Origin of the sequence: Shouchella clausii (assembly GCF_002250115.1) — a bacterium.
In the GTDB taxonomy this organism is placed as follows: domain Bacteria; phylum Bacillota; class Bacilli; order Bacillales; family Bacillaceae_D; genus Shouchella; species Shouchella clausii.
This window is the reverse complement of the sequence record NZ_CP019985.1, coordinates 4,275,807-4,300,045: the sequence shown is the minus strand read 5'-3', so window position 1 is coordinate 4,300,045 and position 24,239 is coordinate 4,275,807. Positions and strand designations below refer to the sequence as shown.

Here is a 24,239-nt window from a genome sequence, read left to right as displayed (position 1 = left end):
ATCACTTTCAATTGCAACGCCACGATGTATACTCAGTGACTATATGGTAATTATTTCAAATAACTAGGGCCTGCTGGAAGTATAAAGATAAATGAGGCAGAAGCGAACGGTTCTAATATACCCATCATTAAGGGCTTGCCTTGTATTCTGACTCATATACAGGCAGGTAAGAGAAGGCAGTGGTCCCACCGTGGACGGAGCTGCCTTCTTTTTTGCGTTTATGCATTTGACGGATTGACGCTTGTTTGCGTATTTTACTATCGGTATACTATAGGTAAAAGGGACTGGTTCTAGTTCCAAGGGAACAAGCAGGTTCATGTTCACGGTTTGGTGACGGGGTGGCAAAATGAAAAAGATGTATGAACATATCGAAATAGATCGTAAAAAGCTGATTAACCTCTTTATTTTCCAGGCGAGGACGACAGAAAGAGTCATTCCGATGCATTTTCACAGCAACATGGAACTGATTTACTGCATTAATGGAAGCTTGCGGGTCTGGCATGAAGGAAAAGTAACCACTCTAATGGATAAGGATATGCTGTTCATAAACAGCAATGTCCCCCACTCCACTCAAAGCCTTACGGAGAACCGCGTACTTGTGCTGTATTTTCCGGAATCTTTTTTTGCCAACGAACAAGTTCTTATCCAGTTGAACACTTTGGAAGAACAGCTGGATGAGCAGGTCCTGTCCAATCTAAGAACGCTGCTTATGGAAATATACAACCTCCATTATTCAACGGGCACGTATGACTATATTCTGGCCCAAAGCCGGATTATTGAGTTGAAATACTGGCTGGTGCGCCATTTCGGCCAAACAACCGAGCTTTCCCCTGCTACTAGCAGAGCCGATCGACAAAAAATCCAAACGATCCTAGACTTTATTAAAGAGCATTATACCGAAAACATCAGTTTGGCTGAAACAGCTCGCATATGCGGTTATTCTGAGGCTTATTTGTCCCGGATGTTTCATGAGTATACAGGGCAGACATTTACGGAGTACAAGCAGATCCTTTGTCTAGAGAAGGCAATCGATTTGCTCGATACTACGAACAAATCGCTTACGGAGATTTCCTATGAGACCGGCTTCCCTAACGTGAAATCGTTTAGAAAAGTATTTAAAGAAGTCATGGGGAAAACCCCTTATGAATATAAAAAATCAACTGAAATGTACTAGTGCAGTGTTGAAGGTGTAGCAGAAAAGGATCAAACCTGTGGCTCTTCTAAATTTGATTGTTCTTCTTCAATAACGCATCTGTTAGTTACTAATTAGCCACTTAGGAATTAGTTAAGAATACAGCTTTAATAGTTCTTGTGCTGGAAAACGATTTGTATTGTTCACCTCTATAAAGTATGCTAACTGCCATTTTTGTGTTTCAAGCGCTTGTTTGCTAGTGGGATGTTCCCATCTAGGGTAAACTCTAATAGCCATTTTTCCTTTTGTAGTGGGTGTTTTAAGGATATTTTGTTTTACAAGAACTTCTTTCGGAAAAACGAATTGGCCAAAATGATTGTCACTAGTAAAAGTATTGATAACCAATAAATCAGTAGCCTTTTCACATGAAAAGGCTTGATTTTTATTGGCTTGATCTTTTTCCCAAAAAACAACAAACTGTCCTATCTTGTTAGGTGTGATTTTTGCGACTCTAAATCTAACCGATTTTGAATTTAGTTGAAATATACCAGCTCCATAATCTAAGTTTTGCGCTTCTTCTTGAATAGCATTTATAATTAAGTGATTTGGCTCATAAAACATTTTATTTACATATGTTAACGCCTGATAAAATTCATTCACTGCTTTGTACTCCTTATTTTTTATACTACGTCATCCAATGTCTTCTAGAATCCGCTAATCATAAATTTTCTTGTTTTATTACGTTTTATATCTAAACATCTTGCTTCGTTAATGAAATAAAACCTAAATAACGAAACACTTTGCTCATTTCAATCCTTTGGATGAGAACGTTCGTTCTTATTGTAACAGCATTTTGGAAACGTATTAAATTCACAGAGCCGAAAATTTAAAGAAGACCTGCGGGAACGTATATGGTTACATGCCGAGAAGTAGCTTTTTATTTTCCTTGCAACCAGTTTAATATTAGTGTACTATTTAAATAGAACACTAGAACATAAGGATAGGAGTGGAGAAAATGGAGTACCCTTTAAAGGTAAAAGAGCTCAACAAATCGCTTGGGAAAAAGCCGATTATAAAAAACATGTCATTCCAATTGGAACGGGGAGCGATTTATGGCTTTTTAGGACCTAATGGATCAGGGAAGACTACCACAATCCGCATGATTGTTTCCTTGATTGCCCCTGACTCAGGAGATGTGGAAATAGAAGGGAAATCAGTGCGTACAAACCGTGAAGAGGCGTTGGCACATATCGGCGCCATTGTCGAAGATCCAGATTTGTACGGCTACTTAACAGGACGACAAAATCTCGAGCACTTTGCACGGATGAGCGCTACTCCTGTTTCAAAAGAACGGATTGATGAGGTGGTCGCGCTTGTAGAGCTAGAAGGGGCGATGCGAAAAAAAGTCAAATCTTATTCACTCGGTATGAAGCAACGGCTTGGCATTGCCGTCTCCTTGCTTCACAAGCCATCCGTCCTTATTCTTGATGAGCCGACAAACGGACTTGATCCGAAGGGAATCCGTGATTTGCGTCATTATTTGCAACGGCTCGCACGAGAAGACGGCGTCACGTTGCTTGTCTCGAGCCATCAACTAAACGAAATCGAAATGTTGTGTGACAAAGCCATTATCATTAAACATGGGGAAGTCATCGAACAAATTTCAATGCATACTGCTGTTAAAGAAAAAGCGGCGACTTTTAATATTCAAATTGAAGCAGAGCCTGTAGAGCAAGCAAAAAGCGTGCTTGCTGGCTTCGGAAAAGTAGGGGAAGTTGCAGGGAAATTGGAACTAGAAAAACAACCGTATGAGCAAATACCAAAGCTTGTTAATGCCCTCGTTGCAGCGGGAGTCAATGTTTATGGTATGTCTTACCGCAATCGTTTGGAAGACGCCTATTTTTCAATAACGGAAGGGCAAAAGGAGGATGCGTCATGATCGGTCTTATTCATAATGAGTGGCTAAAGTCGTGGTACGGGCGAAAAATGTGGCTCTTTTCGATCGTAATGGCTGTCTTCATGGTAGGGGCACTTGGCGTCGCTCTTCTCGTCCAAGCAAACACTGACATCACGATTGCTGCTGAAGATTTTTCTGAAATAAGCGTCATGTTATTTCCAACTTTTATTATGCTTTATGGGGTCGTTCTCATTGCAGGCGCCATTGCAGGCGAACATGCAAATGGAACGGTCAAACAATTGTTAATTCGCCCCACATCGCGGACGAAGATTTTGATAAGCAAATGGGCGGGCAATTTTCTCTTGGCAGGGCTTGCCTTTGGGCTTCTTGTTCTTATCACAACAGTAACAGCAATTCTTGTTTTCCAATCAGACACAACTGTGTTGGAAATCACAAAAGATACAGCTGTGACCGCCCTTTACCAATTGCCGACGCTTGTCTTTTATATGGCGCTTGCAACATTGATTGCTGTTCTAACAAAAAGCACCGCTTTGACGATCATTATTACATTTTTACCGATGTTTTTCGGCTCGATCGTACAATTTTTCATTGTAAGATACGAATGGTCGAAGTGGATTGTCCTGTCTCATATTGATTTTTACAGCAACTATCATGAATTGGGGACGATGCCGGAGCCGTTTGCAAACATGTGGGCATCACTCGGCTTTTTAGCTGCCCATATTGCCTTGATTCTCCTTGTGGCACATGTTGTTTTTCAAAAGCGAGATGTGCTTTAATAAAAAAGTCGGGTGTTTAAAGCCAGACTGATAGAAAACGCTTGTCAGCCGAGGTGAGCAACGAAGCCAAGGATGCGAGCGTTTGGCTACAGTCTGTGCCAGGCGTAACTCGCCTGGCTTTATTCATTTAGAAAAGAGGGGGGAGTGATCCGCAGCATGCAATTTGATCCGAATAAGGCTATTTACACACAGATTGCCGAATATTATTATCAGCAAATATGCAGCGGCGAGTTGGCTCCTGGAGACAAGCTGCCCTCGGTCCGGGAAACGGCACAACGATTGCAAGTAAACCCAAACACCGTTTCACGGGCGTATTTAGAAATGGACCGTGAACAAATTACGTTCTCAAAAAGGGGTCAAGGTACTTTTGTAACAACCGATTTAACCGTGATCAAACAGCTGAAGGAAACATTGGCTGATGCGCAAATGCAAGCATTAATTACATTTATGAGAAAGCTCGGTTTTTCCAATCAAGAAATTAGCGCCTCTTTAGAACGGTCATTAAAGGAGATGGGAAACCAATGAGTGCACTAGTCGTCGAATCACTGGAAAAGAAATATGGACGAAAGCGTGTTTTTACAAATTTATCAGTAGAGATGACAAAAAACCGCTTTATCGTACTTCTAGGCGCAAATGGTGCAGGCAAAACGACATTTTTAAAAGTGTGTGCAGGACTTGCGCCAGCTGGAAAGGGCCGCATCTCCCTCGATGGCGAACATAAGCGAGCGGCGCGTGTTCAATTAGCAAGTTATGTCTCAGAAGAGGGTGGTTTCGAGCCCCATAAACGGGTAGAAACGATTTTGCATGACCAAAAAACGCTTTACGTGACATTCCAACATCGCCGTGCGTTGGAAATGTGCAAAACAGCCGGATTGGAAGAAGGAGCTAAATGGGGGGCGCTTTCAAAAGGGCAGCAACACTTGCTCTCGTTAATCGTCGCCCTTGCCAAACCGAAGCCTTTTATTTTTATTGACGAATTGCTCGCTAATCTCGATACGGCAAAGAAAGAGGCGATGGTTGCTGTGTTAACGGATTTTCTTGTGGAAGAAGAGCGGATGATCATCATGGCGACCCATGCGTATGAAGATGTGGAAATGCTTGCAGATGGGGTTATTTTTTTACGCGAGGAAGGTGCGGATATCATTACCGATTTAGAGGAATGGCGCTTAACGAAAGGGCAGTCCCTTAAGGATTTGTTTGCAGAGGTGGGCAAAAAATGAAAGTACTTTGGTTCTATCTTAAACGTGATTTTCTTATGTTGCTTCCTGTGAACACGATCATTATTCTGCTCTTGTTCACTGGCGTGATTCTCCTAAAGGCACTGCAAGTACGAATTGGCGAACCTTTTGGAATACAAGCGTTGACGGCAGCAGGCGCATTGTTTTTCCTTTTCATGTTTGTATTATGTTTAGCTATCGCAGTCGAGGCCATTTGGAAAGAGTGGCGGAAGCGAACCCAATATGATTGGTACGCTATGCCTGGCTCGATCCATGTGAAGTTGGCGAGCAAATTAGTGGCTGTATTAGGATGGCAATATATTCAAATGGTACTTGCTTTTTCGCTGTTCTTGGTGATGACACTATGGACATCAAGTGTAGAAAATGCGGCTCAAATCATAAAAGGATTAGACGTGTTGCCAGTGTTTGGTTGGGAATATTTGTGGGCGCTGCTTATTAGCCCAATTAGCGGTATTTTAATCGTATTTTTATTGTTGTTTTTGTTATTGGGCATTCCCCGGGGATGGAAAAAAGTTGGTATTATTGTCGTTTATATTGGCCTTGTCTGGGTTTTTTATCCGTATATTTCCATTAAATTTGAAGCGAACAACACTGTGCCTTACGACAGCAATCTAATCGTGCTGCTTGCTCAGACAAGTCTGTTGCAAATGCTCATTGATACGTTAGTAGCAGTTTTTGTTTACGTGAGTGTATCTGTTTTTCTCACACGCAAACTAGAACTTTGAACAATTGCGAGTTTGTAGCAAAGTCGCTATGATGGTAGGAAGGCTATATAGAAAGAAGGAACAGACAAATGTATGATAAAGAACTCCAGGGGATCGTCTCGATTTTGAAAGACTTGGTCCACATTCCGAGTCCTTCAGGGTACACCGCTGAAGCGATCGCCTATATTAGGCGATTTTTGGAGGATGTCGGAGTCCAGACGCAATTGTTAAATAAAGGTGCGCTCCTTGCTACGATCGAAGGGAAAAACAATGATAAGCAGCGGATGCTCACTGCCCATGTTGATACGTTAGGGGCGATCGTGAAAGACATTAAAGAAAACGGGCGATTGGCAATTGACAAAATCGGCGGATACGCGTTTCACTCCATTGAAGGGGAATACTGCCTCATCCATAAAGCCGACCAAAGTACGGTGTCAGGAACGATTGTCATGCATCAATCTTCTGTCCATGTATACAAAGACGCAGACACTGCAAAACGGAATGAAGAAAATATTGAAGTGCGAATTGATGCCGCTGTCCATAATGAAAAAGACACGAAAGCATTAGGAATTGCCGTAGGAGATTTCATTAGTTTTGCTCCTCGTTTCGAGCAAACGCCATCCGGTTTTATTAAATCGCGTCATTTGGATGATAAAGCGAGTGTAGCCTTGCTTTTGCAGTTAATGAAACAACTTGCAGGCAGCAAGATAAAGCTTCCTTATACGACCCATTTCCTCATTTCAAACAATGAAGAAATTGGCTTCGGCGGAAACGCAGGGATTCCCGACAAGGTGATTGAATATGTTGCCGTTGATATGGGAGCCATTGGCGACGGGCAGCAAACCGATGAATTTACTGTTTCTATTTGTGCGAAAGACGGTAGCGGCCCGTACCACTATGGACTGCGAACACACCTTGTTTCGCTATGCAAACAAGAGTCGATTCCATACAAATTAGACATTTATCCTTACTATAGCTCAGATGCATCTGCTGCTATTAAGGCAGGCCATGATTTAGTCCACGGCTTAATTGGGCCAGGCATTGAAGGTTCCCATTCGATGGAACGGACACATCAGTCTTCACTGGAAGCCACATACCGCCTTCTATGTGCCTACACTTATTCGGAGATGAACCATTAAAGAGACGCATTGAGCTTGTACATAAAAAAGCTGCCCTTTGGCAGCTTTCAGACTATAGCAAAACGCTCGCATCATTTCGTTTGTGCGCCGCTTTTTTATGAGCGAACGTCTGACGTTTCTTTTGTATATGCACGAAGCATCCATGCGTGTTTTTCGATGTTTTCTTGCAAGCCAATGAGCATGTCTTGGGTTGGATCGTCGCCAAGGGAGCCGCATGTGTCGATGCCGCTTTTGAGCTCATCAGAAATTTTTTCGTAATCGCGAACTAAGTCACGAACCATTTCATCAGGAGACAGCGTTTTATCGCCCTCTTTTATCGCGGATAGTTGTAGAAACTCATCCATTGTTGCCACAGGTTGCCCTTTTAAGGCAAGCAGGCGTTCAGCTAACTCGTCCACTGTTTCTCCGGCTTCGTTGTATAACTCTTCAAATTTCTCGTGGAGTGTAAAAAAGTGCGGGCCCTTCACATACCAATGGTAGTTATGCAATTTCACATATAAAACACTCCAGGTTGCTACTTGTTTGTTCAATAGTTGTTGGATTTTTTCTTGTGCCATGGATGATTCCTCCTTATGGTAAGCCTACCGTTACTATACCCGATCGCGATTTTCTTAAACATCGGACGACGAACTTTCCATAAGTTGAATCGACGTGTTGCCGCCATGTACATGGGTAAACATGTTGCCCGCTGCTTGGAGCAAAGGCAAGCGCTTGTCCTCGTGTAAGTGGTTCGGAAAGTAAAAAACATGCAGTCCATTTGTCGTCGTTTCCGATGCTTCTGTTCGCAAAGCAAACGTATCTGGACTGGAAATTAAGCCTAATTGATCGGAAACAGTAGCCTGTTTTGGATCAACCATTAATGGTGTTGTCAGGGCATCGGCGTCATGAAAGGTAATCGGCAATTTATACTCAAGCATAAAAAAACGAGTCACGTCCACTGCTGAATGGACTGGTTTAAAAAAGTCCCCTTCTTGAAGCGAGGCAAACAAAGCCTCATGATGGAGCGTCCCTTTTTGGGGCCAGTTTTCTCGCGCAACAAAAGTGTTAAGCGGAGCATCTTGCAAATCAAAGTGGAGTAATTCTTGAAAAAACTGGAGACGTCCTTTTAACATTTGTGATGATGGGCCAATTTCGATATGATAGGTATAAAGCAAACCAATAGTCATAGCGACCTCCTCAAGTGATACATTTATTATCGTCGTATCGGTTGCTTAAATCAATAAAAGCGTTTTGCAAAAAAAAGGAGACAAGGGCATGGATTACGCCCAACTGAAAGCCGATTTGCTCGCTTACAGCGCTGAAATCGGCGTTGATAAACTACGAATTGCATCTGCTGATCCATTTCTGTCATTAAAAGACCGTTTAATCGAGCACCAAGAGAAAGGATATGCTTCAGGCTTTGAGCATCCCGTATTGGAAGAACGGGTTGATCCGCGGCTCAGTTTGCCAAGTGCACGTACGATTATCTCGATTGCCGTTGCCTATCCGACAAAAATGAAGAAAGCGCCTAAAAGCATTCCAGGGGCAAGGCGCGGTGTGTTTTCGCGCTCGTCATGGGGACAAGATTATCACACCGTCCTCAATGACCGTTTGAAAAAACTGGAGGCATTTTTGCGCGAACGGGTTGGGGAAACGGAAATGGTGCGAATGGTTGACACAGGCGCTTTATCAGACCGAGCTGTGGCAGAACGTGCCGGCATAGGCTGGTCAGCGAAAAATACGTTTACGATTACGCCTGAATTCGGAAGCTTTGTCTTCCTTGGCAACTTATTAACATCCCTACCGCTCCCGTTGGATGAACCGCTTGAAGATTTATGTGGCTCATGCACAAAATGCATTGACGCGTGTCCAACTGGCGCTCTTGTAGGTCCAGGGGAACTGAATGCACAGGCTTGTTTGTCGTACCAAACGCAAACGAAAGGATTTATGCCTGATGAGTATCGGGAAAAGATCGGGAATTATTTATACGGATGGGACACCTGCCAGCTAGTATGCCCATATAATAAAGGAATCGACAGCCATCATCATCAAGAAATGGAACCAGATCCAGAGCTGTGCAAACCATTACTAGAGCCGTTGTTGTCGATAAGCAATCGTGAATTCAAGGAGCGGTTTGGCCATATGGCAGGCTCATGGCGTGGCAAAAAGCCGATCCAACGCAATGCCATTATCGCCCTTGCTCATTATAAGGAAAAAAGCGCTTTGCCGAAGCTGCGTGAATTGCTTGCGTCCGACCCTCGGCCTGTTATCCGCGGCACGGCAGCTTGGGCGATTGGCAAAATTGGCGGGTCGGAAAAAGAGGAAAAAACGCTGCTAACAGCGAAAGAGACAGAAACGGACCAGCTTGTGCAAATTGAAATCGAAAAAGGGCTCGAACTGTTAAAAAAACAGAATGGACCCCAATAATAAAGATGGCTTTAATCTTTTCAGGGAAGAAGGGAATGGCATGAGTTCGCTTAAGCAAATGTACGTCAAAGAAATGGAGAGTCCCCTTGGATTGTTGTCCATTGTCGCATCGGAGCGAGGAGTTTGCCAAATCCACTTTGGTGAAATAAACAAAGCACAAGTTACGGCAAAGCTGTCAAAAGCGGGAATACGGCCTCAATGGATTCATTTAAATGAAAATGAAGATCTTGATATTTGTGCGCAGTTGTGCGAATACTTTAATGGTCTCCGTGTTGAGTTTGATGCCGACCTCGATTTAATCGGTACGCCGTTTCAACTAAAAGTATGGAAAGAACTACAAAACATTGGCTATGGTGAAACAAAATCGTATAAAGATATTGCCCAGGCAATAGGAGCGCCTAAAGCCGTTCGCGCAGTGGGCGGCGCCAATAATCAAAACCCCCTTCCTATATTGATCCCATGCCATAGAGTAATCGGCAGCAATGGGGCAATGGTTGGATACGGAGGCGGCTTGACGAAAAAGCAACTATTACTAGGCCTCGAAGGAGCATTAAAAATATCCTCATAAAAAAAGGCAGTGTGCTTATGCACACTGCCTTGTTTGTCTTTCCTTGAGCATCTTTTTTAACAAATACAAGTCAGATTGAGCGTGGTACCCAGAAATGCTGTAGCCTAGTTTTTCGTAGTAAGCACAGTTGGCTTTCCGTGCTTGACAACACATTGAGGAACAACCTTGGGCATTCGCATGCTGTTCCATTTCTTTCAGAAGCAAAGTACCCAGCCCTTGACCTTGGTATGCCGGGTGAACACAGAGACGGATAAAATGGCAACTGCCATTTACGATTTGAAATAAACACATTGCCGAAATTTGCCCATTTTTTATGACGAGGAGTGCCTTGTAGCTTGAAGCCATCTTTTCTCTTAGAGAGGTTGGCGTTTCTGCAAGGGCTGGCGTATCGGTCAAATCGGTGTCATATTTGCTAAAAGCAAGTTGCAATAAATGATGAAGGGCGTTGGCGTCTGCCTGTTGTGCGAACCGTATCATTTAGAAGGGCCTCCGTAATCGTTTTGTTTAATTATACGTTTTAATAAATAATTATTCAATCATTGTTTTTAAAAAACGCCATATGATTGGAAGAGAGGAGGATGGCGATGAAAAAAAAACTCGTAAAAGCAATTCATGACCGTGTAGAGAAAATGAACCAAGCGTATGTAAGGGGAAATGCGTCCATCTTTGACGAGGATGAAAAAAAAGCGATTGAACAAGAGCGGAAAGAGATGGAAAAAAGGGGGGCAGAAGTCGTCCGTTCTCAAGCAACAGGAGACATCATTTCGGTACGCACCCATGAACAAGTGACGCAAGTCGATTACGCCATTTTGCTTGAACGGTTAATTGTTCAAGATGAAGGCAGCTATATGGAAGAAAGGGTGTTTAAACGTAGGGCAACCTTTACGGAAGGGAGGCTACGTGCCGATGTCCGTCTGCTTCAAGGACCAGTGCAAGACGCACTGAATGAAGGCGCGGGGGCTCGAGACGAGCAAAGTCAAAAGCACCGTGAGTACAACCGCCGTGATGCAGTCCGATATGCGGAAAGGTGGTGGAATGATTATAACCCCGCATTTAAGCGCTTTGAAGACAATTGCACCAATTTTATTTCGCAATGCCTGTATGCTGGAGGCGCGCCAATGACCGCTAAAGGCAACACACACCACGGTTGGTGGTATGAAAACAGCCAATCGATGAGTTTAAGCTGGTCTGTTGCCCATTCTTTTCGCTGGTATTTAAGCGGCGCCCAAAAGGGACTCCGTGGCGAGGAAAAACAACGAGCAAGCCAATTGTTGCCTGGGGATGTCATTTGCTATGACTTTGATGGGTCGGGGAGGTGGGACCATACAGCGATTGTTGTAGCGAAAGATTTGCGCAATGAACCCCTTGTCAATGCACAAACAGTCAATAGCCGCATGCGTTATTGGACTTACCAAAACTCACCTGCTTATACACCAGATATCCAATATAAATTTTTCCGCATTGTCGTTGACTAAAAGGCTTTAAACTGTGGCAACTTGTATTGTATTAGGGGACGGCAAAGAAAACTAGGAAAAGGATGCGATACATGCTATAATGGCGGTATTTGAGTAAAGACCGAGGTGCTTTTCATGAGTTTACATATTGTCCTATACCAACCTGAAATTCCGGCAAATACAGGAAACATTGCCCGCACATGCGCAGGAACCAATGCGACGCTCCATTTAATACGCCCGCTCGGGTTTTCAACTGAAGATCGGATGTTGAAACGGGCTGGCTGTGATTATTGGCCTAATGTGACGATTCACTATTATGATTCGATCGAAGAACTGTTTGCAACTTATCCAGAAGGGCTTTTCTATTATATTGAGACAGTTGGCTCTAAACCTTATACGGACTTTGATTTTCGTAACACAGAGGTTGACCATTTTTTTGTCTTTGGCAAGGAAACGACAGGCTTGCCTAACCATCTGACCGAGGCAAACACTGAACGCTGTCTCCGCATTCCGCAAACCGATTTGATCCGCTCCCTTAATTTATCCAATACAGCTGCAATTGTTCTGTATGAAGCACTAAGGCAGCAAGGATTTCCAAACGTCCAATAAAACAAGCTCGCCTCGTTGCTGTGTGCGAGCTTGTTCGTGCTATTATAGAGGAAGGCTGGCGACAAATGAATTATAAAGGCGGATAGCGAAATAAATGATGGTAATTAAAAACGCGGCCCAAAACAAAAGCTGAAAACAAACAAAACCAATTAAGCCAGGAATCGTCAAAGAGTCGGCAATTCGGTAAATGGCAAACAACAAATAGCTAAAGGCAGCGGCAACAAACAGTAACAAAATGACAAAGATCATTTTTACGGCAGCCAGGGATAGGATGCTTGCCCCAAGAAAAATCCAGGCGCCTCCTTGTACCTTTTGCCAAAGCGCGCCTTCTTCATCTTTTGAAAAAAACAGCAATGACAGTGAAAACACTGTATCGGCAATCAATTTTAAAGCCGAAAATAGCATAAAAAAGGCCAGTAAAAACAGAATCGTGACCCCAAGGCGGATTTCGTTTTCCCGGATCAACTCTGTCATGCTAGAAAGAATGCCATTATTTTCAAGCCAGCCAATGGCAAAGGATTGGCCAAATAGCGATAACGCTAAACTAAAAAGCAATATGCTAATTAATGGAAGATGTCCGGTTAAATACCGATTTGTCATGGTCGTCTCCTTAACACAAAATGTTGATCATGGCGTTTTAGTCGCCTTTGCAAAAATGGTGGGCAACTTCATAGGCAAAAAGCTCATTAGCAGAAGCGGCAGGCTTTTCTTGCTTTGGTTTGCCAGAATGAGCGTTAGCGAAAGCAGGGCTGGAAAGCCAATTTTCATAGTCTTGCTTCGATGCCCATTTTGTAAAAACAATTTGTTTTCCAGTTTCTTCAATGTTTGAGAGAAACAAAAACTCTAAACAACCTGGCACTTCTGCCATGCGCTCTGCTGATTGACGAAACCGTTCAGTCAGCACTGCTTTTCTTTCTGGTGGTACATGCAATTCATTCATGACAACATACATAGTGAAAAACCCCTTTTCTTTAAGTGAAAACGTTTTAGAAAGTTTACTGGAATGCTTTTCAAGTGTGAGCAGATTCGCTATAATGAAATGGAATCAGCCGAGCCCCTGCGAGGAGGAGTAGGAAAAATGAGAACGTTTTTGATGATGAGCGTTTGTGTCGTCTTTTTAATTTCAATTTTTGCTGGAGGCTATGAGGACAACCCTCATAAACAATAGCCCGTTACGAAAAACCGGAAGACCCGATGAGGCGGTCAGCAACCTGCCATACTAGACTAAATAGGGCGCTTGTCTTTAGTCGTAAGTCGGGAACCGGTTTTTTGTATGTCATCAATCCTCTATACGTCCGTTTGCCTTCGTTCCCATTGATGGTCAGGCTACTCGCGCACGGCCGTTTCCCAAATATTCATTGCTGGTCGTCTTGGCGACAAGTCTTCTACGAAACCTTCATCCCTTCCTACCCATACCGAAGCCGTGTATTTGTCGGTTAGTCCAGAAAAGGCAAGGTCGCGGTATTGACTGCTCGTTCCTGTCTTTCCGCCGATGTAGCCACTTTGCCCCAACGTAATTCCTTTGCCTGTCCCTGAAGCAATTACATCCGCCAGCAACGTCCGCATTTTGTCATTCGTTTCCTTTGACCAGACAAGTACTTCTTCCACATCGTCCCATTGATAGAGCGTTTCCCCGTGTTCATCAACGACGCGCACGATGCCATGTGCTGGGGCAAATTTGCCGTCGTGTGCAAAAGTGGAATAAGCTTGGGCCATCTCATAAACAGAGACATCGACGGTGCCTAAAGCAAGAGCGAGGCCGCGCTCCTCGTCATTAAGTTTGCTAAAAGAGAAAGGCTCTAAGTAAGATAGCGCTTTTTCGACGCCGACTTGTGCCAGCATGTATTCCGCCGGGACATTGTAGGAATGCTTGAATGCTTCTCGCATTGTGACAACGCCAGGCATAGCATGATTGTAGTTATTCACACAGCCAACCGTTTGTTTGCTGCTGTTTTGATCACAGTTAGGCGATGGATTGCCGTTAAAAGTAGCGGTTAGCGGAGCGCCTGTTTCTTCTAAATAAGGCACATAGTCGATCAATGGCTTAAAGGCGGACCCATGGTGGCGAAACGACTGTGTCGCGTACATGAGATTGCCCTTTTCGTAGCCTCTTCCGTTACTGATAGCGACAATCGTCCGTTCGTCATTATCAATCACCATCGCAGCTCCTTGTGCGTTGTCTGGCAATTCTCGCACCACGCTGTCGACTAGCCGCTGTTGCCGATCTGGATCAAGCGCTGTTTCAATCGTCACCCCTTGTTTCAGCAGTTCGTTAACGCGCGCTTCCACTTCCTCGCTAGGCGCTTCCTCCATATTTTCTTGTTGGCGGATAAGCATTTTAAATTCAGCTAAAATAAAATCGCTGTAATCAGGAAATTCGTTTTTAAGCTGGGAACGGTGCAAGACGATCGATTCTTCCAATGCTTCGTTATGCTCAGCAGACGTAATAAACCCTTCCTCTTCCATTTTTTGCAAAACCCATTGTTTCCGTTCATGGGTATGGGTCGCTTCGTCTTTAAAAGGATCATAATAAGTTGGATTATTCGGAATGGCTGTCAAAAACGCGATTTGCGCAAGGGACAACTGGTTCGTTGTTTCGCTGAAATAAAGCTGCGCCGCTGCCTCAACGCCATAAGCGCCGTTGCCGAAGTAAATGGAATTTAAATAAAGCTCAAGAATTTCTTCCTTAGAGTACTGTTGTTCCAGCTCATAGGCATAAAGCAGTTCACTCACTTTTCGCTCATATGTACGGGAATGGTCTAAAAAGATATTGCGTACCATTTGCTGGGTAATGGTGCTTGCTCCTTGGTCAATGCCGCCTTCGCTAGCATTCGCAAGAAAAGCTCTGGCAATGCCTGTTGCATCGAAGCCGTGATGCTCAAAAAAACGCTTGTCCTCAGTGGCGATAAAAGCGTGAATGACTGTTTCTGGAATATCGCTATAAGGCAAATAAACTCGGTTCGTTCCGTTATTTAATTCCGCAAACGTTCGGCCATTGGCATCGACAATTGTACTGTTAGAAGACAAGTAGAGGGCGTCGCGGTCAATGTGTTCATTGACTATTTGTCTCACTGATTGTACGTTTGTGATTTCTGCGGTTACGTTGGAAAATAAAAAAACGGTTGATAAGGCTAAAACCGCAATTAATATCCAGCCTGTCCCTGTTTTCATGACAAAACTCGCTTTCTATTAATATGGGTTTAGTATACCACTGTTTTGTTGGGACGGACAGAGATTCAATTTCGAAAAAGTAGCATGTTCATGCGTCATTCGGCATAACGTTAAGTAATCTCGCTTACACGAGGACGGAGGTATACGCATTGGATATTCTAAAAAAAATTGAACAATACCGAGAAGAAGAAGAACGCTTAAAGTGGGAAGGGACGTTTGCCGATTATTTAGCGTTAATTAAGGAAAAGCCATGGGTCACTCAAACAGCCCACTCACGCGTGTACAATATGATAAAAGACGCTGGCGTAGAAGAAAAAAACGGAAAAAAAGTGTATTCCTTCTTTAAAGATTCTATATATGGGCTGGAGGAAGCGCTCGAAAAGCTGGTAGAGGAGTATTTTCATTCGGCCGCGAAACGACTCGATGTCCGCAAGCGGATTTTGTTGTTAATGGGGCCAGTTAGCGGCGGGAAATCGACGCTCGTAACGATGTTGAAGCGCGGCCTTGAGAACTATTCACGCACCGACAGAGGCGCCGTTTATGCCATCAAGGGATGCCCGATGAATGAGGACCCTCTCCATTTGATTCCGCTGCATTTACGCAAAGACTTTGAAGAGGAGTATGGCATAAAAATTGAAGGCAATTTGTCGCCTTTAAATATGATGCGGCTAGAGGAGGAATACGGAGGGCGAATTGAAGATGTCTTAGTGGAAAGGGTGTTTTTCTCAGAAGACAAACGCACCGGGATTGGCACCTTTTCGCCGTCAGATCCAAAGTCCCAAGACATTGCCGACTTAACAGGGAGCATCGACTTCTCGACTATTGCTGAATTTGGGTCTGAATCCGATCCGCGTGCATACCGCTTTGATGGGGAGTTAAACAAGGCAAACCGCGGTATGATGGAATTTCAAGAAATGCTGAAATGCGATGAAAAATTTCTATGGCATTTGCTGTCGTTGACACAAGAAGGCAATTTTAAAGCAGGGCGGTTTGCGCTCATTTCGGCCGATGAACTCATACTAGCTCATACAAACGAATCAGAGTACAAATCGTTTATCTCCAACAAAAAAAATGAGGCACTCCATTCAAGAATCATCGTCATGAAAATCCCCTACAATTTAAAAGTTTCGGAGGAAGAACGGATTTACAAAAAAATGATCGCTGAAAGCGACTTAGCTCATGTCCATATTGCCCCCCATGCTTTGAAGGTAGCAGCTATCTTTACGATTTTAACTCGTTTAAAAGAGCCCCACAAGGCGGGAATTGACTTAGTGAAAAAAATGAAGCTCTATGACGGGGAAGCGGTTGAAGGATACAACAACCAGGATGTAAAAGAATTGCAGGCCGAGTTTCCTGACGAGGGCATGAGCGGGATCGACCCCCGTTATGTGATCAACCGAATTTCGTCAGCGATTATCCGCAAGCAATTAACATCGATTTCCGCGTTGGATGTGCTCCGTTCTATTAAGGAAGGGCTTGACGCCCATGCTTCGATTTCTAAGGAAGACAAAGAGCGCTATATCGACTACATTACGATTGCCCGCAAAGAGTACGATATGATTGCCAAAGAGGAAGTACAAAAAGCATTTGTCTATTCTTACGATGAATCAGCGAAGACACTAATGGACAATTACCTTGACAATGTGGAAGCTTATTGCAACAAAAACAAACTCCGCGACCCTCTTACAGGGGAAGAAATGTCGCCAGACGAAAAGCTGATGCGTTCAATTGAAGAACAAATCGGCATATCCGAAAATGCCAAAAAAGCATTTCGTGAGGAGATTTTAATTCGCATATCTGCCTATGCCCGAAAAGGGAAGAAATTCGACTACAACTCCCATGAACGGTTGCGTGAAGCGATCCAGAAAAAGCTATTCGCCGATTTAAAAGATATTGTAAAAATCACGACTTCTGTGAAAACGCCAGATGAATCACAGTTGAAAAAAATGAATGACGTCATCGCAAGACTCATTGATGAACATGGCTATAACTCTGTTTCAGCTAACGAATTACTCCGCTATGTTGGCTCACTTTTGAACCGGTAGGCAAGAAATCCTCCGCATCGCCTCGTGGAGGACTTCTTGTCCTTTTTTTGATTTAATGCTACGTTAATAAAAACACGGGCAGGATGCTCGCGAATGGAAGACGGAAGGCGAGGAGCAGAAGTGGCGGACGCAAAAAGAAATTCAGAGTTTTGGGGTTGGGTAAAGACGATTGCCATTGCCTTTATTCTTGCGGTTGGAATCCGGACATTTGTGATTGAACGTTTTGAGGTTCAAGGCGCCTCAATGGTGCCGACTGCTCATGACGGTGAACATTTTATTATCGATAAATGGAGTTATCAATTCGGCGAGCCGGAACGGTTTGATCTCATTGTGTTCCAAGCAACGGAAGAAGACCGCTACATCAAACGGGTGATTGGCTTACCAGGCGATACGATTCGGTTTGAGAACGACATTCTTTACATTAATGGCGAACAAATCGAAGAACCTTATTTGCAAGAAGCAAAAGCTGCTTATTCAGGGCCTGTGTATACGGAAGATTACTCATTTGAAGAGGCTGTCCCAGAAAACCATGTGTTTGTAATGGGTGATAACCGCCCTACTAGCTTAGACAGCCGCACTATTGGCCCAGTTAGCGAAGATAAAATTATCGGCAAAGTCGGATTGCGGTTCTGGCCGCTGCCTGAATTTGACGTACAATAAGTCAGCGAAGTGGAAGCCTTCGATCAAAAACAACGCCGTGCTTCTAGAGGGATCGCTCGATAACAAACTATGCATCAAATTGAAAAATCTCTCTTATGTGGGCCAGTAGGTAGGAAATCTTCCCTTCGCCTCGTGGAGGATTTCTTGTTCTTTTTTTGAATTAATGATACGTTAATAAAAAGGCGAGCAGGATGCTCATGAATGGAAGACGAAAGCGAGGAACAGCAGTGGCAGAAGCGGAAAAGAAATCAGAGTTTTGGGGCTGGGTAAAGGCGATTGCAATTGCGCTAATTCTTGCGTTTGTAGTCCGGACATTTGTGATGACCAGCTTTGAAGTTCGCGGCGTCTCAATGGTGCCGACTGCTCATGATGGTGAGCGTTTTATTGTAAATAAATTAAGTTACCAATTTGGCGAGCCTGAGCGGTTTGATCTCATTGTGTTCCACGCGACGGAGGAAGATAGCTATATCAAACGGGTGATTGGCTTACCAGGCGATACCATTCGATTTGAGGACGACATCCTTTACATTAATGGCGAGCAAGTCGAAGAGCCTTATTTAGAAGAAGCAAAAGCTGCTTATTCAGGGCCCGCGTATACGGAAGATTACTCATTTGAAGAAACCGTCCCAGAGAACCATGTCTTTGTAATGGGTGACAACCGCCCTGCTAGCTTAGACAGCCGTGTCATTGGCCCGGTTAATGAAGATGAAATCATCGGCAAAGTCGGATTGCGGTTCTGGCCGGTGTCTGAATTTGGCTTTATGGATTGAAAAACGAGTGCTAAACAGCACTCGTTTTTGCATTCAGTCAGAAAAAAGTTGGTGAATAAAATAGGAGTTACGTTCCATAATCATGCGCCAATCGTTAAAAAGCTGCGTCTCTTCCGCAGCGATTTCCTCAATGCCGCCTTCGCTTAGTTGAAACACTTGCGCTCCTGGATACAATATCAAAATCGGCGAATGGGTCGCGAAAATAAATTGCGAGTTTTTAGCGATCCGTTCCTTGATGGCAAGGAGGATTTGAAGCTGGGAGTTTACAGACAGCCCAGTTTCTGGCTCGTCCATCAAATAAAAGCCATTGCCGAAAAAGCGATCGTTCATTAGCGTTGTCATTGCCTCACCGCGAGAAAATGTATGTAAATTGCGGCCAAATAGTTTTTGTGATAACACTCCTTCTCCTTCTGCAAATTGATCCATATCTGTAGCCAAATTATAAAACGTCTCTGCCCGGTAAAAGTAAGCATCGCGTGGGCGATAAGCCCCCCTAGTTAAGCGGCAATATTGGTAGAGAGAGGAATGGCTTGCTTCTGTTTCAAAGCGGTGGTTTTTTGAGCCGCCTTCAAGGTTTAACTCCATTAACGCTGCCAGTGTTTCAATCAACGTTGACTTGCCTGTTCCGTTTTCGCCGACAAAAATGGTGACAGGTTTTTTAAAAGAAAGACTATCAAAGCCTTGCAGGAATGGAAGGGTATGAGGAAAGCCAAGATGTTGCCCATTAGCAGGCTTGTCGTAGTGCAACTGTGTAATGTACATATGTCTAGGTATCATAGGCTCTCCCTGCTTTTTACATTAGTGTAGCAAAAAATGTACGAAATATGGGAGTCTGGATTTATGTTTGCATAGAAATTAGCGATGGAAAACCGATGCCTTTGCAAAAACGCGTACATACGAAATGCGTGGAATCAGTTAGCCTTTTCATCGTTACCATGGCGCGGTTTGGCTTGTCCAATAAAAATTTCTTGGCAACTCTTGCTCTTGTCTTACATAGGATAAGAAAAGTAGCCATGCAACAATATTTTGCACCAGTTTATGATATGCACAATCAACTAGAAACGTTCCACTTTCAATCGATAAACGTAAACAAACCTTACTGAGGAGGGAAGGTATGGAAAAAGACAACGGCCGGCAGTTCACGATCTCCCAGGAAAACTGGTCCCTCCATCGAAAAGGGTTCCAAGACCAACGTCGACACCAAGAAAAAGTACGGGACGCCATCAAAAAAAACTTGCCTGACTTAGTTAGTGAAGAAAACATTGTGATGTCCAATGGAAAAGACGTGATCAAAATTCCGATCCGCTCGTTAGATGAATACAAAATCCGTTATAACTATGACAAAAACCAACATGTTGGCCAAGGGAAAGGCGACAGCAAAATCGGCGATGTCGTTGCTCGTGACCCAAATGGCGACAAACAGGCGGGCGCTGGCAAAGGGTCAGGCGCAGGCGACCAAGCAGGTGAAGATTATAATGAAGCTGAGGTTTCGATCGTGGAGTTAGAAGAAATGCTTTTTTCTGAGCTTGCATTGCCAAATTTACAAAAAAAAGAAGAACAAGAGCTTGTAGTGGAAGATATCGCATTTAATGATATTCGCAAAAAAGGGTTAATGGGAAATGTCGACAAACGCCGTACGATTTTAGCCGCCATTAAGCGCAACGCTTTAAATGGCAAAGCGAACATTATGCCGATTTACAATGACGATTTACGGTTTAAAACTTGGACGGAAACGATCCGGCCGGAATCGAAAGCAGTTGTCATTGCGATGATGGATACAAGCGGTTCAATGGGACGATTTGAAAAATATATGGCACGCAGTTTTTTCTTTTGGATGACTCGTTTCCTACGTACAAAATACGAGACAGTTGAAATCGAATTTATTGCCCACCATACAGAAGCGAAAGTAGTAAGCGAAGAGGATTTCTTTTCAAAGGGAGAAAGCGGGGGGACCATTTGTTCATCCGCTTATAGGAAAGCGCTAGAGTTGATTGACGAAAAATACAACCCACGTGCGTATAATATTTACCCATTCCATTTTTCCGACGGTGATAACCTAACGTCTGATAACGCCCGTTGCTTAAAACTTGTTAACCAGCTGATGGATCGTTCCAACTTGTTTGGCTACGGGGAAGTCAATCAATATTCGCGCCATTCGACGTTAATGAGTGCGTACAAAAACATGACAGATCCCCGTTTTATGCACTATATTTTAAAAGAAAAAGGCGATGTTTACCACGCTCTAAAATTTTTCTTTCAAAAATCGGCAGAGGAAGCCCCCGTTTAGGGGGTAGGGGGTTTTTCCTTTTGCAACGAAAGTGGCCCCTATTTTATTCGTTTTAACTCCCGGAGCTCTGTCTCTTGTTCTAATGAACGCATGGCTAGCGACTCTAAAATTTTTCATGCCGCTCTTGCCCTTGTTTAAGGGTCGTCATTTCGCCCTTCATAAAATTCATATCCTCAGCAAGAGACGTTAACTTCGCATCTGTTTCTTCCTGCCTGTCATAAAGCGCCCTAGTAAGTCGTGTATTCTCATCTAATTGGGTTTTCATGCTTTGCTGCTCGGCTTCCATGTTTTCTAGCTTATTCAAAATTTGCTTCAGTAGATCATTGCTCATATTCAAACCTCCCATTTTTGTCGTTTAAGCATGATCGTGATGAATTCGTTGCTACAACGTTTGTTTTTAGTTGGACGGACAACGTTAGATGAGACTTGAAGACCAAAAGAGCACAAAGATGATGCCAGTAATAGCTAGTGATGAGAGGAACCACCGTTTTATGCTAGGGTTGTTTTTCAAAAGTGTGTCGATTAAGCCACTTAGCAAAAAAACGACGACAAACGTCACAACAAAAATTGCAACCAACATGATGATAGTCATTAAGCATTACTCCTTTTGAAAAAGTATAGCAGAAAAGAGTACATCCATAAACGTTACTTCAATTAAACCGTGAATGTTCTCCTTTTCTTTAAATGCCTGTTAGTCGCTTTCTGTAAATCAATCAATTGAGCGAATGGTTACATAAAAGGTTCAAGCGCTTTTTTATAGTGATGCAATGTTTCTTTCCATTCTGAAGCATGCGCTGTGAAGGAGAGGAGGATGCTCTCAATTACAAATGTTCGTGGTTCCTGCTGTTTCAATTCATGCTCAATAAATTCCAGCCCCTCGATTAATCCTTTTTCTATTTGCGTATCGTGGTTTGCGGAAAGAATCGCTGTCTTAAGAGTGTTGTGCGCTGTTTCAAAATGCCGTTGATTCTTCATTGGTGTTGTGGCTTTTTGGTCAAGCCAATCCCGCAACAAACTTTCTGTAAATAAAGGTGCTTTTGGTGTTTGCTGCATGGTGGAGAAAAACTCTCCTGCCCTTTCAGCTGCATAGCGAATCACGTTTTCATAAAATTGGTCTTCTTCTTTTTTTGAAATCATTTTTACACGCATAAATTGATGGACAATGCCATTAAAAATAAGGGCGCCATCCAAGCTGTATGGTCTTATTTCTTCGCCAAACAAGCGAACAAACTGTTTTTGAATCCATTCAATTTCATGGAAGAAATATTGCTGGAAAAGTTTTTTTAACGAAGGATCGTCAGATAAAAAAATTTGTTCAAATAAAGGAAAGAGGTTGTACTTTTTGTTTGTCTTGCTAAACAATATCGTTTGTTTTGTAAATTGTTCCATCCCTGTAATGGTAGGATCATCTTCAATTTCTTTCCGCTTGGCTAAAACTTTATTGTGTATCAATTTAATGATTCCGTATAGGAGGTCATTTTTAGACTGAAAATAGTTATAAAACGTTCCTTTTGAAATCCCGCTTTTGTCAATAATCGTTTGGATAGAAGTCCCTTGGATGCCGGATTTTAAAAATAGGTTAAGCGCTGTTTCGATGACATGTTCTTTCCGTTTCTGCAATTGCGTCACCCCGTATTGAATGATCTGAACCAGTCGTCCAATTTTAATGCTACCGTACATTTGTAAAAAAAACAAATCGCAACTTTTTCGCTTGAAAAGAGGAATGGAAAGGAGTATGATAAATCTCGTTATTGGTGTAGAACTGGTGTATATATATTGGACCGACAGTTTAGAGGGGGTTATTGAATGACAGAACATACACCAACGAAACCGCCATATAAAATGATTGCGATGCTGCTTGCCGGTGCATTTATTGCGTTACTAAACAATACGTTGCTTAATGTGGCTTTGCCGTCGATCATGGCAGACTTTGATATTTCTCCTGCGACTGTTCAATGGTTAACGACGGGCTATATGCTTGTAAATGGGATTCTTATACCCATTACAGCGTTTTTAATCCAAAAATTTTCCGTGCGTGGGCTTTTTTTAACAGCAATGACACTGTTTACTTTAGGAACTGCATTAGCTGGTTTCTCCCACGGTTTTCCAGTACTTATGGCAGGGCGTGTCATTCAAGCTTCAGGATCGGCGATTATGATGCCGTTGTTAATGAATGTAATGTTAACATCGTTTCCCGTTGAAAAGCGCGGCTCGGCAATGGGCATTTTTGGCCTCGTCATGGTATTTGCCCCGGCAATTGGCCCGACGTTGTCAGGCTGGATTGTAGAACATTATGAATGGCGTGTATTGTTTTATATGATGCTGCCGTTCGCGATTGTTACCCTTTTACTCGCTGTTTTTCGACTGTATGACAATAAACAATCGGTGCATACACATCTTGATGTGATGTCTGTTATTTTATCAAGCATCGGTTTTGGCGGGATATTGTATGGGTTTAGTGCTGCTGGCGACAAAGGATGGGCTAGCTTAGAAGTGTACGGCACAATCGTCGTCGGTGTGGTTGGCCTTGTGTTGTTTATTACGCGGCAATTCCAATTAGAAAAGCCGATGCTGGACTTTCGAATTTATAAATACCCGATGTTTGCTTTATCTTCGGCGATTTCGCTTACAGTGACGATGGGCATGTTTGGCGGAATGTTGCTCATGCCGCTTTACATTCAAACTGTCCGCGGCATTTCGCCATTCCATGCAGGCTTGCTCATGCTGCCAGGCGCTTTAATCATGGGAGCGATGTCCCCGATCACCGGACGTTTGTTTGACAAATTTGGCGGGCGCGTTTTAGCGGTCATCGGTCTGTTGATTACGATTGTTACTTCCTACTTTTTCACGACATTGGCTCTTGATACTTCCTATACGGAGTTGATTATGTTGTATTCATTTAGGATGTTTGGCATGTCTATGTTGATGATGCCTGTCATGACAAATGGTTTAAATCAGCTTCCCGCACGAATGAATCCACACGGAACTGCGATGAATAATACGCTAAACCAAGTGGCAGGGGCTGTTGGTTCCGCGTTGCTTGTGACGATTATGTCTACACAGACTAGAATCCATGCAGAGGAGCTAGCTGGTACAATTGATCCTGCGCTTCTCGGTCAACAGGCAATGGTCGAAGGGATCAACGACGCATTTATGGTTACGGTGTACGTTTCAATCATTGCGTTAGTACTAGCCTTTTTCATGAAACGGGCAAAACCTGCCGAAGACAGCAATGAAGAGTTGCCAGGAAGAGCAGAGGACTTGACGGAGGCTCCAAATCATTCTTAACGAAAACACAAATAGGCTCGCCTCGTGTGCAAAACGAGGCGAGATTTTTGCTTTGTTGAAGGTCATTTCAGCAT

At 43.4% G+C, this 24,239-nt stretch carries 27 protein-coding genes; 16 read left to right on the top strand and 11 right to left on the bottom strand.

The features are described from left to right. The first annotated feature begins 346 nt into the window (after nucleotides 1–346). Entirely contained in the window at nucleotides 347–1,174 is an 828-nt protein-coding gene (locus BC8716_RS21170) for a helix-turn-helix domain-containing protein (protein WP_094428895.1), read from the top strand. Between the two features lie 111 nt (nucleotides 1,175–1,285). On the opposite strand, the gene BC8716_RS21165 is transcribed toward BC8716_RS21170, so the two are convergent. Beyond that, nucleotides 1,286–1,792 carry a MepB family protein gene (locus BC8716_RS21165; RefSeq protein ID WP_094428893.1) on the bottom strand — a complete coding sequence of 169 codons (507 nt, stop codon included), beginning with the start codon at nucleotides 1,790–1,792 and terminating at the stop codon, nucleotides 1,286–1,288. Between the two features lie 355 nt (nucleotides 1,793–2,147). On the opposite strand from BC8716_RS21165, the gene BC8716_RS21160 reads away from it, so the two are divergent. The 6 genes from BC8716_RS21160 to BC8716_RS21135 all read left to right on the top strand — a co-directional run bounded on the left by BC8716_RS21160 (nucleotide 2,148) and on the right by BC8716_RS21135 (nucleotide 6,907). Beyond that, the gene (locus tag BC8716_RS21160; protein ID WP_094428891.1) at nucleotides 2,148–3,071 is read left to right on the top strand and encodes an ABC transporter ATP-binding protein; all 924 of its coding nucleotides are present in this window, start codon (nucleotides 2,148–2,150) and stop codon (nucleotides 3,069–3,071) included. Then, entirely contained in the window at nucleotides 3,068–3,826 is a 759-nt protein-coding gene (locus BC8716_RS21155; protein WP_094428889.1) for an ABC transporter permease, read from the top strand. The genes BC8716_RS21160 and BC8716_RS21155 overlap by 4 nt, the downstream gene beginning before the upstream one ends. A 144-nt stretch (nucleotides 3,827–3,970) precedes the next feature. Continuing rightward, nucleotides 3,971–4,351, top strand: coding sequence for a GntR family transcriptional regulator (locus BC8716_RS21150; RefSeq protein WP_245850012.1), 381 nt, complete (start codon nucleotides 3,971–3,973; stop codon nucleotides 4,349–4,351). Then, nucleotides 4,348–5,046 carry an ATP-binding cassette domain-containing protein gene (locus tag BC8716_RS21145; RefSeq protein ID WP_094428887.1) on the top strand — a complete coding sequence of 233 codons (699 nt, stop codon included), beginning with the start codon at nucleotides 4,348–4,350 and terminating at the stop codon, nucleotides 5,044–5,046. Before BC8716_RS21150 ends, BC8716_RS21145 begins: the two co-directional genes overlap by 4 nt. Further along, a complete protein-coding gene (locus BC8716_RS21140) occupies nucleotides 5,043–5,789 on the top strand; it encodes a hypothetical protein (protein WP_094428885.1) in 747 nt (248 codons plus the stop codon). Before BC8716_RS21145 ends, BC8716_RS21140 begins: the two co-directional genes overlap by 4 nt. A 68-nt stretch (nucleotides 5,790–5,857) precedes the next feature. After that, entirely contained in the window at nucleotides 5,858–6,907 is a 1,050-nt protein-coding gene (locus BC8716_RS21135; RefSeq protein WP_094428883.1) for a M42 family metallopeptidase, read from the top strand. A 95-nt stretch (nucleotides 6,908–7,002) separates the two neighbouring features. Here the strand turns inward: BC8716_RS21135 and BC8716_RS21130 are convergent, their stop codons facing one another. Both BC8716_RS21130 and BC8716_RS21125 read right to left on the bottom strand, forming a co-directional pair. Continuing rightward, nucleotides 7,003–7,464, bottom strand: coding sequence for a Dps family protein (locus BC8716_RS21130; protein WP_094428881.1), 462 nt, complete (start codon nucleotides 7,462–7,464; stop codon nucleotides 7,003–7,005). Nucleotides 7,465–7,518: 54 nt separating this feature from the next. After that, nucleotides 7,519–8,073: a hypothetical protein gene (locus BC8716_RS21125; RefSeq protein WP_094428880.1), complete on the bottom strand. Its 555-nt coding sequence runs from the start codon at nucleotides 8,071–8,073 to the stop codon at nucleotides 7,519–7,521. 88 nt (nucleotides 8,074–8,161) lie between these two features. Between BC8716_RS21125 and queG the strand changes: the two genes are divergently transcribed. Both queG and BC8716_RS21115 read left to right on the top strand, forming a co-directional pair. Continuing rightward, entirely contained in the window at nucleotides 8,162–9,313 is a 1,152-nt protein-coding gene (gene queG / locus BC8716_RS21120) for a tRNA epoxyqueuosine(34) reductase QueG (RefSeq protein WP_094428878.1), read from the top strand. 40 nt (nucleotides 9,314–9,353) lie between these two features. Then, nucleotides 9,354–9,881 carry a methylated-DNA--[protein]-cysteine S-methyltransferase gene (locus BC8716_RS21115; protein WP_094428876.1) on the top strand — a complete coding sequence of 176 codons (528 nt, stop codon included), beginning with the start codon at nucleotides 9,354–9,356 and terminating at the stop codon, nucleotides 9,879–9,881. Nucleotides 9,882–9,896: 15 nt separating this feature from the next. Here the strand turns inward: BC8716_RS21115 and BC8716_RS21110 are convergent, their stop codons facing one another. Then, nucleotides 9,897–10,358, bottom strand: a complete 462-nt coding sequence (locus BC8716_RS21110) for a GNAT family N-acetyltransferase (RefSeq protein WP_094428874.1) — start codon at nucleotides 10,356–10,358, stop codon at nucleotides 9,897–9,899. A gap of 107 nt (nucleotides 10,359–10,465) precedes the next feature. Here BC8716_RS21110 and BC8716_RS21105 point away from each other — a divergent pair, with 107 nt between their 5' ends. Together BC8716_RS21105 and trmL are read left to right on the top strand one after the other, a co-directional pair. Then, complete coding sequence (locus BC8716_RS21105; RefSeq protein WP_094428872.1) at nucleotides 10,466–11,356, top strand: amidase domain-containing protein; 891 nt, start codon at nucleotides 10,466–10,468, stop codon at nucleotides 11,354–11,356. A gap of 114 nt (nucleotides 11,357–11,470) precedes the next feature. Further along, a complete protein-coding gene (trmL, locus tag BC8716_RS21100; protein WP_062747677.1) occupies nucleotides 11,471–11,944 on the top strand; it encodes a tRNA (uridine(34)/cytosine(34)/5-carboxymethylaminomethyluridine(34)-2'-O)-methyltransferase TrmL in 474 nt (157 codons plus the stop codon). A 42-nt stretch (nucleotides 11,945–11,986) separates the two neighbouring features. Here the strand turns inward: trmL and BC8716_RS21095 are convergent, their stop codons facing one another. The 3 genes from BC8716_RS21095 to BC8716_RS21085 all read right to left on the bottom strand — a co-directional run bounded on the left by BC8716_RS21095 (nucleotide 11,987) and on the right by BC8716_RS21085 (nucleotide 15,115). After that, the gene (locus tag BC8716_RS21095; RefSeq protein WP_094428870.1) at nucleotides 11,987–12,544 is read right to left on the bottom strand and encodes a YufK family protein; all 558 of its coding nucleotides are present in this window, start codon (nucleotides 12,542–12,544) and stop codon (nucleotides 11,987–11,989) included. Nucleotides 12,545–12,581: 37 nt separating this feature from the next. After that, nucleotides 12,582–12,896 carry an antibiotic biosynthesis monooxygenase gene (locus BC8716_RS21090; RefSeq protein ID WP_094428868.1) on the bottom strand — a complete coding sequence of 105 codons (315 nt, stop codon included), beginning with the start codon at nucleotides 12,894–12,896 and terminating at the stop codon, nucleotides 12,582–12,584. Nucleotides 12,897–13,270: 374 nt separating this feature from the next. After that, nucleotides 13,271–15,115, bottom strand: a complete 1,845-nt coding sequence (locus BC8716_RS21085) for a transglycosylase domain-containing protein (protein WP_094428866.1) — start codon at nucleotides 15,113–15,115, stop codon at nucleotides 13,271–13,273. A gap of 149 nt (nucleotides 15,116–15,264) precedes the next feature. Between BC8716_RS21085 and BC8716_RS21080 the strand changes: the two genes are divergently transcribed. From BC8716_RS21080 to lepB (BC8716_RS21070), 3 genes are all read left to right on the top strand, one after another. Next, nucleotides 15,265–17,160, top strand: coding sequence for a PrkA family serine protein kinase (locus BC8716_RS21080; RefSeq protein WP_094428864.1), 1,896 nt, complete (start codon nucleotides 15,265–15,267; stop codon nucleotides 17,158–17,160). Between the two features lie 93 nt (nucleotides 17,161–17,253). Then, the gene (lepB, locus tag BC8716_RS21075) at nucleotides 17,254–17,820 is read left to right on the top strand and encodes a signal peptidase I (protein ID WP_094428863.1); all 567 of its coding nucleotides are present in this window, start codon (nucleotides 17,254–17,256) and stop codon (nucleotides 17,818–17,820) included. Nucleotides 17,821–18,017: 197 nt separating this feature from the next. Then, nucleotides 18,018–18,590 (top strand): signal peptidase I, encoded by a 573-nt coding sequence (gene lepB, locus BC8716_RS21070; RefSeq protein ID WP_169715982.1) that lies wholly within the window; start codon nucleotides 18,018–18,020, stop codon nucleotides 18,588–18,590. A gap of 33 nt (nucleotides 18,591–18,623) precedes the next feature. On the opposite strand, the gene BC8716_RS21065 is transcribed toward lepB (BC8716_RS21070), so the two are convergent. Continuing rightward, nucleotides 18,624–19,367, bottom strand: coding sequence for an AAA family ATPase (locus BC8716_RS21065; protein WP_094428859.1), 744 nt, complete (start codon nucleotides 19,365–19,367; stop codon nucleotides 18,624–18,626). Between the two features lie 337 nt (nucleotides 19,368–19,704). Between BC8716_RS21065 and yhbH the strand changes: the two genes are divergently transcribed. Continuing rightward, a complete protein-coding gene (yhbH, locus tag BC8716_RS21055; protein ID WP_094428855.1) occupies nucleotides 19,705–20,877 on the top strand; it encodes a sporulation protein YhbH in 1,173 nt (390 codons plus the stop codon). A gap of 103 nt (nucleotides 20,878–20,980) precedes the next feature. Here the strand turns inward: yhbH and BC8716_RS21050 are convergent, their stop codons facing one another. From BC8716_RS21050 to BC8716_RS21045, 3 genes are all read right to left on the bottom strand, one after another. After that, complete coding sequence (locus tag BC8716_RS21050) at nucleotides 20,981–21,208, bottom strand: hypothetical protein (protein ID WP_251180040.1); 228 nt, start codon at nucleotides 21,206–21,208, stop codon at nucleotides 20,981–20,983. 84 nt (nucleotides 21,209–21,292) lie between these two features. Then, on the bottom strand, nucleotides 21,293–21,469 hold the full coding sequence (locus tag BC8716_RS22415; RefSeq protein WP_157730510.1) for a hypothetical protein: 177 nt from the start codon (nucleotides 21,467–21,469) through the stop codon (nucleotides 21,293–21,295). 137 nt (nucleotides 21,470–21,606) lie between these two features. Next, complete coding sequence (locus tag BC8716_RS21045; protein WP_157730509.1) at nucleotides 21,607–22,497, bottom strand: TetR/AcrR family transcriptional regulator; 891 nt, start codon at nucleotides 22,495–22,497, stop codon at nucleotides 21,607–21,609. 186 nt (nucleotides 22,498–22,683) lie between these two features. Here BC8716_RS21045 and BC8716_RS21040 point away from each other — a divergent pair, with 186 nt between their 5' ends. Next, nucleotides 22,684–24,165, top strand: coding sequence for an MDR family MFS transporter (locus tag BC8716_RS21040; RefSeq protein WP_094428851.1), 1,482 nt, complete (start codon nucleotides 22,684–22,686; stop codon nucleotides 24,163–24,165). The last annotated feature ends 74 nt before the right edge of the window (nucleotides 24,166–24,239 follow it).

Excerpts from the sequence above, each read along its gene's own strand:
- BC8716_RS21170 (WP_094428895.1), top strand. The coding sequence starts at position 347 with ATGAAAAAGATGTATGAACATATCGAAATAGATCGTAAAAAGCTGATT.
- BC8716_RS21160 (WP_094428891.1), top strand. The coding sequence starts at position 2,148 with ATGGAGTACCCTTTAAAGGTAAAAGAGCTCAACAAATCGCTTGGGAAA.
- BC8716_RS21155 (WP_094428889.1), top strand. The coding sequence starts at position 3,068 with ATGATCGGTCTTATTCATAATGAGTGGCTAAAGTCGTGGTACGGGCGA.
- BC8716_RS21145 (WP_094428887.1), top strand. The coding sequence starts at position 4,348 with ATGAGTGCACTAGTCGTCGAATCACTGGAAAAGAAATATGGACGAAAG.
- BC8716_RS21140 (WP_094428885.1), top strand. The coding sequence starts at position 5,043 with ATGAAAGTACTTTGGTTCTATCTTAAACGTGATTTTCTTATGTTGCTT.
- BC8716_RS21135 (WP_094428883.1), top strand. The coding sequence starts at position 5,858 with ATGTATGATAAAGAACTCCAGGGGATCGTCTCGATTTTGAAAGACTTG.
- BC8716_RS21130 (WP_094428881.1), bottom strand. The coding sequence starts at position 7,464 with ATGGCACAAGAAAAAATCCAACAACTATTGAACAAACAAGTAGCAACC.
- BC8716_RS21125 (WP_094428880.1), bottom strand. The coding sequence starts at position 8,073 with ATGACTATTGGTTTGCTTTATACCTATCATATCGAAATTGGCCCATCA.
- queG (WP_094428878.1), top strand. The coding sequence starts at position 8,162 with ATGGATTACGCCCAACTGAAAGCCGATTTGCTCGCTTACAGCGCTGAA.
- BC8716_RS21115 (WP_094428876.1), top strand. The coding sequence starts at position 9,354 with ATGAGTTCGCTTAAGCAAATGTACGTCAAAGAAATGGAGAGTCCCCTT.
- BC8716_RS21110 (WP_094428874.1), bottom strand. The coding sequence starts at position 10,358 with ATGATACGGTTCGCACAACAGGCAGACGCCAACGCCCTTCATCATTTA.
- BC8716_RS21105 (WP_094428872.1), top strand. The coding sequence starts at position 10,466 with ATGAAAAAAAAACTCGTAAAAGCAATTCATGACCGTGTAGAGAAAATG.
- trmL (WP_062747677.1), top strand. The coding sequence starts at position 11,471 with ATGAGTTTACATATTGTCCTATACCAACCTGAAATTCCGGCAAATACA.
- BC8716_RS21095 (WP_094428870.1), bottom strand. The coding sequence starts at position 12,544 with ATGACAAATCGGTATTTAACCGGACATCTTCCATTAATTAGCATATTG.
- BC8716_RS21090 (WP_094428868.1), bottom strand. The coding sequence starts at position 12,896 with ATGTATGTTGTCATGAATGAATTGCATGTACCACCAGAAAGAAAAGCA.
- BC8716_RS21085 (WP_094428866.1), bottom strand. The coding sequence starts at position 15,115 with ATGAAAACAGGGACAGGCTGGATATTAATTGCGGTTTTAGCCTTATCA.
- lepB (WP_094428863.1), top strand. The coding sequence starts at position 17,254 with ATGGAAGACGGAAGGCGAGGAGCAGAAGTGGCGGACGCAAAAAGAAAT.
- lepB (WP_169715982.1), top strand. The coding sequence starts at position 18,018 with ATGAATGGAAGACGAAAGCGAGGAACAGCAGTGGCAGAAGCGGAAAAG.
- BC8716_RS21065 (WP_094428859.1), bottom strand. The coding sequence starts at position 19,367 with ATGATACCTAGACATATGTACATTACACAGTTGCACTACGACAAGCCT.
- yhbH (WP_094428855.1), top strand. The coding sequence starts at position 19,705 with ATGGAAAAAGACAACGGCCGGCAGTTCACGATCTCCCAGGAAAACTGG.
- BC8716_RS21050 (WP_251180040.1), bottom strand. The coding sequence starts at position 21,208 with ATGAGCAATGATCTACTGAAGCAAATTTTGAATAAGCTAGAAAACATG.
- BC8716_RS22415 (WP_157730510.1), bottom strand. The coding sequence starts at position 21,469 with ATGACTATCATCATGTTGGTTGCAATTTTTGTTGTGACGTTTGTCGTC.
- BC8716_RS21040 (WP_094428851.1), top strand. The coding sequence starts at position 22,684 with ATGACAGAACATACACCAACGAAACCGCCATATAAAATGATTGCGATG.